5 protein-coding genes are annotated in these 7,404 nt (G+C 61.5%); 3 read left to right on the forward strand and 2 right to left on the reverse strand.

What is annotated here, in order from left to right; genetic code table 11:
• Positions 1–19: 19 nt before the first annotated feature.
• Both HX855_RS30585 and HX855_RS30590 read right to left on the reverse strand, forming a co-directional pair.
• Positions 20–2,164 (reverse strand): TonB-dependent siderophore receptor, encoded by a 2,145-nt coding sequence (locus tag HX855_RS30585; protein WP_177087518.1) that lies wholly within the window; start codon positions 2,162–2,164, stop codon positions 20–22.
• Between the two features lie 352 nt (positions 2,165–2,516).
• Positions 2,517–3,419 (reverse strand): helix-turn-helix domain-containing protein, encoded by a 903-nt coding sequence (locus HX855_RS30590; RefSeq protein WP_177087520.1) that lies wholly within the window; start codon positions 3,417–3,419, stop codon positions 2,517–2,519.
• Between the two features lie 141 nt (positions 3,420–3,560).
• Between HX855_RS30590 and HX855_RS30595 the strand changes: the two genes are divergently transcribed.
• The 3 genes from HX855_RS30595 to HX855_RS30605 are packed head-to-tail and all read left to right on the forward strand — an operon-like array spanning position 3,561 to position 7,336.
• On the forward strand, positions 3,561–4,919 hold the full coding sequence (locus HX855_RS30595; RefSeq protein ID WP_177087522.1) for a glutamine synthetase family protein: 1,359 nt from the start codon (positions 3,561–3,563) through the stop codon (positions 4,917–4,919).
• A 33-nt stretch (positions 4,920–4,952) separates the two neighbouring features.
• Positions 4,953–6,041, forward strand: coding sequence for a polyamine ABC transporter substrate-binding protein (locus HX855_RS30600; protein ID WP_177087524.1), 1,089 nt, complete (start codon positions 4,953–4,955; stop codon positions 6,039–6,041).
• A complete protein-coding gene (locus HX855_RS30605; RefSeq protein ID WP_177087526.1) occupies positions 6,038–7,336 on the forward strand; it encodes an FAD-binding oxidoreductase in 1,299 nt (432 codons plus the stop codon). Before HX855_RS30600 ends, HX855_RS30605 begins: the two co-directional genes overlap by 4 nt.
• Positions 7,337–7,404 lie beyond the last annotated feature (68 nt).

The raw sequence follows: 7,404 nt of genomic DNA on the forward strand, positions 1-7,404 counted from the left end.
GTTCTTCACTCGAGCCGCTTCAGAAGTTAACCGTCGCACTCAAGCGCGCCGTCAACGGCGCGCCCTGGAACAGGTAGTCATCCCCCAGGTATTCGCCGGTATCGCGCCAGTAACGCTTGTCGAACAGGTTGTCGACGCTCAGGCGAAACACCGTTTCATAGCCATCGAGTCGGGTGGTATAGCGGCTGCCGACATTGACGATGGCGTAGTCGCCCACGTCCACATCACCGGTACGATTGGCGTACTTGCTGGCGCTGTATTGCACGCCGCCCAGCACCGCCAGGCCGTCGACCCAGGGCAGGGCGTAATCGGCATACACACTCGCACGAAGTCTCGGTACGTTGATCGCCTGATGGCCTTCGTATTCCGGCGTGCCGCTGCCCGTTACCCGTGCACGGATCGCCGCGACGCTGGCGGCAATCTGCAAGCGCTGGGTGGCCCAGCCGTTGGCGGACAGTTCCAGGCCGGTGTTTTTCTGTTCGCCTTGTTGCACGTAGGTGAACGTACCGGCGTCGTCGGGCTTGGCGTATTGATACGCCTGGCGGGTCTGGAAGATCGCGGCGGCGAAGCTGATGCGGCGCCAGTCGTATTTCACACCGGCTTCGATCTGGCGGGAGACGGTTGGGGCGAGGGTTTCGTCGTTGTTCAGCGCAAACCAAGGTGCCTGCCCGCCCAGGGACAGGCCTTTGCTGTAGCTGGTATAGAGCGACAGGTTTTCGATCGGTTTATAGATCAGCGCCGCCTGGGGCAGGAACACATACTGCTGGGTGTGGCGCGACGCGTTGCCCTGATCATCGAAGGCCTTTTCGTCGAGGCGTACTTCACGTCCGCCGATAATGGTCTGCCATTGTTCGTTGAAACTGATGCGGTCGGTGACGAACAGGCCGTATTGACGGCTGTCGAGGTTGCGGTGGCTGTCATTCAGCGGCTTGTCAGTGGGTGTGAAATTTTCTGGGTCCTGGTAGATGTTGCCCGTGCCAATCCACTCGTTCACGGCCTCGCGCTTATCGATCACCCGGCGAAACGCACTGCTGCCGAACGTCAACTCATGCCCCCATCCACCGGTGTTGAACAGCCCCGTCATCGCCGCCTGAATTTCATCATCGCGCCGAGTGTCATCGGGGCTGCGGAAGTCATAGATGCCGTAGTCACCTTCCGGGCTGAAGTAGTTTTGGTTGCCGGTGGTGGCACCGCCCCACGCAAACGAACTGAAATCATCAATCACCACCTTGCTGCGTGCCGCGCTCACGCTGCCTTTCCACTGGTCACTGAAGCGATACTCAAACTTGCCATTGAGGTTCAGCGAATCGATCCCCACCTGGTTCGCGCCGCTCTGATGCCCCAGCAGCTTTTTCGGCGATGCGTTGTGCGGCACCTCGGTCCCGCCCAGCAACTGATAACCCGGCACCGAGCGCTGCTGCTTGTTCTGATACTCCGCATCCAACTGCAACACCGCATCGGGGCTGATGTTCCAATCGAACGCCAGGGACAGGAAATCCCGGTGGCCATTGGCATGTTCGACATAGGAATTGAGGTCTTCATGGGCCACGTTGGCGCGCAGGCCGAACTGCTGCTCGCTGCCAAACCAGCCGCCCACGTCGGTGGCCAGGTAACCACTGCCGCGATCATCGGTGGACACCGTCACCGAGCGCACATCCTCCGGGCGCTTGGTCACGTAATTGATCACGCCGCTGGGCTCGGCAATCCCGCTTTGCAGGCCCGACAAACCCTTGAGCAACTCCACCCGTTGCTTGTTTTCCAAGGCAACGTTCTGCTCGCCGGTGATGGTGCGGCCGTTGATCTTGTAACTGCTGGCGGCGTTCAGCGAAAAGCCGCGTACCACAAAGTTTTCGTAGTAGCCGATGGGCGCGTAGCTGTCGCCCACCGAGGCGTCGTTGCGCAGCACTTCGCTGAGCAGCCGCGCCTGTTGGTCCTTGATCAGCGACTCGTTGAACACCGCGATCGAGGCCGGCGTGTCGAGCAACGGCGCCTCGTTGAAACCGCCCACCGAGGCGGTGTCGGTGTTATAGCCGGACTCGTCCTGGCCCTGGACCTTCACCTCCGGCAGCTCAATGTCAGCCGCCTGACTGCTACCGATGCCTGCGCTGAGCAGCAGGCCGAGGGCGAAACGTGAAGGGACAGCGGGGCGAAGACGCAAAACCATGGGGGGAAGGCCTGAGAGCGCAGAGCGAAGGGCGCATAAGCTAGGCATAACGGCGGCGTTTTACAAGTTTTCGAGAATGGTTCGCTTTGAAGCAGGCGTCGAGCCTGGTGAACGGGAGACGCTGAAATCCCGGCGCGCCACGTCCAGGGTCTGGAAGCGGGTGATTCAACGGAGGCGGGTGGTTCGCAAAACCCAAGCCTGATGGAGGTCAAAATGTGGGAGCGGGCTTGTGTGGGAGCGGGCTTGCTCGCGAAGGCGGTGTATCAGTGCCACCTGTATTGACTGATCCGCCGCTTTCGCGAGCAAGCCCGCTCCCACACAAGCCCACTCCCGCAAAAGCCCGCTCCCCCATTTATTTGTGGCGCTTCAGGGTCTCGCTCGGCAACTCTTGAAACAACGCCCGATAACTGTTGGAAAACCGCCCCAGATGCCAGAACGACCCGTTCATCGCCACCTCGGCCACGGTGGTGTTCACTGAGGGCGGGTTCAACAGTTCCCGCCGTGCACTGTTCAGCCGGCGCAACCTCAACCACTGCCCCGGGCTCATCCCGGTATACGTCTTGAACCCATGCTGTAACTGGCGCAACGGCACCCCGGCGATGCGCGCCAGTTCCAGCAGGTTGACCGTTTCATCCGGTACATCTGCGGCCCATTCGCCAATGCGCGCCATGATGATTCGTTCCTCGGTGCGCTTCTGCAAGGAGCTCTGGTCCAGGCCCACACAGGCGTTGTCGAGGATGAACAGGCAATCGTCCAGCAGTTGTTGAGTGAGGGCATCGCGGCTCGGCGGGTCAAGCGTCGCCGACAGCCGCGTCAGCGTGCCGCTGAGCCAGCGGCTGAACAGCGGGTTTTGCCGGGAGTTGAGCGGGGCCATGAACAGGCCCTCCAGCTTCGCCACCTCCAGGCCATGGCGCTGCACGAATTGCGGCCCGAATACCACCGCCACTTCGCGGTAGTTTTCCGGGGTGATCCAGGTGTTGCGGCTCTCGCCATTGAGCACGTACAGCGCGTTGTCGCTGCCATCGAAACAGAACGCCAGCGAGCCCGGCGGCGCGTTGAAATGCTGTTCCACCCGGGTGTTCATCTGCTCTTCATACACCTCGACGCCTTGCAGGTCGAGGTAGCGGATCTGCCCGGCAAAATGCCCTGGGGACATCTGCTGGTACTGCTGCACCCAACCGGGTGTCGCACTGCATTGAGCGGCCACATCACCGGTGGTGAAGGCCTGTACGCGCAAAGCTGTTGCCTGTGTCATGGGTAACCTGGGCGCACTCTATTGGTGCGTTGTGGTTGGCGCAAAGTGGATAGATGCCGTTGGACGGCTGGCCCAAGATAGACCTCAATGCGCGGCGAGGGAAGCCCGTCGACGCATCATCCAACCCATGACGAGGTCCTTATGAACGCCCCCTTCGATCAGCTGTCCGCCTGGCTGAAAGAACACAAGATTACCGAAGTCGAATGCGTGATCAGTGATTTGACTGGCATCGCACGCGGCAAGATTTCGCCCACCAACAAGTTCCTGCATGAGCGAGGCATGCGCCTGCCGGAAAGTGTGTTGCTGCAAACGGTAACCGGGGACTTTGTCGACGACGACCTCTACTACGACCTGCTGGACCCGGCCGATATCGACATGATCTGTCGCCCGGTGTCCAACGCCACCTACGTCATACCCTGGGCCATCGAGCCCACCGCCATCGTGATCCACGACACGTTCGACAAGCAGGGCAACCCCATCGAATTGTCACCGCGCAACGTGCTGAAAAAGGTCCTGCAACTCTACACCGAGCAAGGCTGGCAGCCGATTGTTGCGCCGGAAATGGAGTTCTACCTGACCCAACGCTGCGAAGACCCGGACCTGCCGTTGAAGACCCCGCTGGGCCGTTCCGGCCGAGCCGAAAGTGGCCGCCAATCGTTCTCCATCGACGCCGCCAACGAGTTCGACCCGCTGTTCGAAGACGTCTACGACTGGTGCGAAGCCCAGGGCCTGGACCTCGACACGCTGATCCACGAAGACGGCCCGGCGCAGATGGAAATCAACTTCCGTCACGGTGATGCGTTAGACCTGGCCGACCAGATTACCGTGTTCAAGCGCACCCTGCGGGAGGCCGCGCTCAAGCACAACGTCGCGGCCACCTTCATGGCCAAACCCGTGGCCGACGAGCCCGGCAGCGCCATGCACCTGCACCAGAGCGTGGTGGAGATCGCCACCGGCAAGCCGGTGTTTGTCGATGAACACGGCAACAAGAGCCAGCTGTTCCTGAACCACATCGGCGGCTTGCAGAAATACATCCCCAAGCTGCTGCCGATGTTTGCGCCCAATGTGAACTCGTTCCGCCGCTTCCTGCCGGACACGTCGGCACCGGTCAACGTCGAGTGGGGCGAAGAAAACCGCACCGTCGGCCTGCGCGTACCGACCTCCAGCCCCGACGCGATGCGCGTGGAAAACCGCCTGCCGGGCGCCGACGCCAACCCGTACCTGGCCATCGCCGCCAGCCTGTTGTGCGGCTACCTCGGCATGATCGAAAAGATCGAGCCCAGCGCGCCGGTGGAAGGCCGCGCCTACGAGCGCCGCAACCTGCGCCTGCCTCTGACCCTCGAAGACGCCCTGGCGCGCATGGAGGAGTGCGACACCGTCAAACAGTACCTGGGGGACAAGTTTGTGCGCGGCTACGTCGCGGTCAAGCGGGCCGAACACGAGAATTTCAAGCGAGTGATCAGTTCCTGGGAACGCGAGTTCCTGTTGCTGAGCGTCTGAGAAACCACACTAAAAAACCAAAGGGGTGTCGATATGCGTCTGGTGAAAAAGCTTCTCCCGCTGGCCTTGGCGGCGTTGTTCAGCAGTGCGGGCCACGCCGCGCAGACGGTCAGCGTGTACAACTGGACCGACTACATCGGTGAGACCACCTTGGCCGACTTCCAGGCCAAGACCGGGATCAAGGTGATCTATGACGTGTTCGACTCCAACGAAACCCTGGAAGGCAAACTGCTTGCCGGGCGTACCGGATATGACGTGGTGGTGCCGTCCAACCACTTCCTGGCACGCCAGGTCAAAGCCGGCGCGTTCCTCAAGCTGGACCGCTCGCAGCTGCCCAACTACAAGAACCTCGACCCGAAATTGCTCAAGCTGCTGGAGAAAAACGACCCGGGCAACGCGCACTCCGTGCCTTACCTGTGGGGCACCAACGGCATCGGCTACAACGTGGACAAGGTCAAGCAGGTGCTGGGCATCGACCATATCGATTCGTGGGCCGTGCTGTTCGAGCCGGAGAACATCAAGAAGCTGCACGAGTGCGGTGTCGCGTTCCTCGACTCGGCGGATGAACTGTTCCCGGCGATCCTCAACTACATGGGCAAGGACCCGCGCAGTGAGAACCCCGAAGACTACAAGCAGGCTGAAGCCAAGCTGCTGACCCTGCGGCCGTACATCACCTATTTCCATTCCTCCAAGTACATCTCGGACCTGGCCAACGGCGATATCTGCGTGGCGTTCGGTTATTCCGGCGACGTGTTCCAGGCCGCCAACCGCGCCAAGGAAGCCAAGAACGGCGTGAACATCGCCTACTCGATCCCCAAGGAAGGCAGCAACCTGTGGTTCGACCTGCTGGCCATCCCGGCGGACGCCACCAACCCGAAAGCCGCCCATGCCTTTATCAACTACCTGCTGGACCCGGAGGTGATCGCCAAGGTCAGCGCCAGCGTCGGCTACGCCAACCCGAACCCGGCGGCCAAAGCGTTCATGGCGCCAGAGCTGGTGAACAACCCCGAGATCTACCCACCTCAGGAAGTGCTCGACAAGCTCTACATTTCCACCACCCCGACGCCTGCTGTCATGCGCTTGATGACGCGGTCCTGGAGCAAAGTGAAGACCAACAAATGAACCGTTCGCCGTCCGACCACGCCCGTTCCTATTACCTGGCTTCGGCCAACGCCATGCCCCGGCGCCCGGCGCTGAGGGCTGACCTGAGCGCCGATGTGTGCGTGATCGGCGGTGGGTTCACCGGGGTCAACACCGCCATCGAACTGGCCCAGCGTGGCCTGTCGGTCATCCTGCTGGAGGCCCGCCGTATCGGCTGGGGCGCCAGCGGGCGCAATGGCGGGCAGTTGATCCGCGGGATAGGGCACGACGTGTCGGGCTTCGCCCGCTACGTGGGCGAGGAGGGCGTGCGTTACCTGCAGCAGGCCGGGATCGATTCGGTGGCGCTGGTGGGCGAGCGGATTCGCGAGCACGCAATTGACTGCGACCTGCGTTGGGGCTTTTGCGAACTGGCCAACACCCCGGCGCAGTTCGCCGCGTTTCAGGGCGAACTGGAGAGCCTGGCTGCGTTGGGCTATACCCCCGAAACCCGGCGGGTGGCGCCAGAGGACATGGCGCAAGTCGTGGGCTCAGGTGTGTATGCCGGTGGCCTGGTGGACATGGGGTCCGGGCATTTGCATCCGCTGAACCTGGTATTGGGGGAGGCCGCTGTAGCCGAATCACTTGGTGTGCGGATCTTCGAAAACAGTCCGGTGCTGGAGTTGATCCATGGTGACACGGTGCAGGTGCGCTGCGCGTCCGGCACCGTGCGGGCCGGGAGCCTGGTGCTGGCGTGTAATGCGCATCTGGAGGAACTGGAGCCGAAGTTGAGTGGCAAGGTGCTGCCGGCGGGGAGCTACATCATTGCCACCGAGCCGCTGTCGGTTGAGGTGGCGAACCAGTTGATCCCGCAGAACCTGGCGCTGTGTGACCAGAAAGTCGGGCTGGATTACTACCGGCTTTCGGCGGATCGACGCTTGTTGTTTGGTGGGGCTTGTCATTATTCGGGGCGTGATCCGGTGGATATCGCCGGGTATATGCGACCGAAGATGCTCAAGGTTTTTCCGCAGCTGGCGAACACGGCGGTTGAGTTTCAGTGGGGCGGGAAGATTGGGATTACGGCTAACCGTTTTCCGCAGGTGGGGCGGTTGAAGCAGCATCCGAATGTGTTTTATGCCCAGGGGTATTCGGGCCATGGGCTTAACGTGACGCACTGGTGTGCGCGGTTGTTGGCGGAAGGGATTCATGCCGGGCAGAGTCAGGGCCTGGATATTTTCAGCCAGGTGCCGCATATGACTTTCCCGGGGGGGAAGGCGTTGCGTTCGCCGCTGCTGGCGTTGGGGATGTTGTGGTATCGGGTGCGGGAGATGGTTGGCTGAGTACATATCCGTTTCTTCGGTAACGGCCGCTTATGGTTCCGCTCTTACGGGGGTGTCAGAAATTTTGT

The sequence above is a fragment of the Pseudomonas sp. IPO3778 genome (genome assembly GCF_013386825.1).
Taxonomy (GTDB): Bacteria; Pseudomonadota; Gammaproteobacteria; order Pseudomonadales; family Pseudomonadaceae; genus Aquipseudomonas.

Excerpts from the sequence above, each read along its gene's own strand:
- HX855_RS30590 (WP_177087520.1), bottom strand. The coding sequence starts at position 3,419 with ATGACACAGGCAACAGCTTTGCGCGTACAGGCCTTCACCACCGGTGAT.
- HX855_RS30600 (WP_177087524.1), top strand. The coding sequence starts at position 4,953 with ATGCGTCTGGTGAAAAAGCTTCTCCCGCTGGCCTTGGCGGCGTTGTTC.
- HX855_RS30595 (WP_177087522.1), top strand. The coding sequence starts at position 3,561 with ATGAACGCCCCCTTCGATCAGCTGTCCGCCTGGCTGAAAGAACACAAG.
- HX855_RS30585 (WP_177087518.1), bottom strand. The coding sequence starts at position 2,164 with ATGGTTTTGCGTCTTCGCCCCGCTGTCCCTTCACGTTTCGCCCTCGGC.
- HX855_RS30605 (WP_177087526.1), top strand. The coding sequence starts at position 6,038 with ATGAACCGTTCGCCGTCCGACCACGCCCGTTCCTATTACCTGGCTTCG.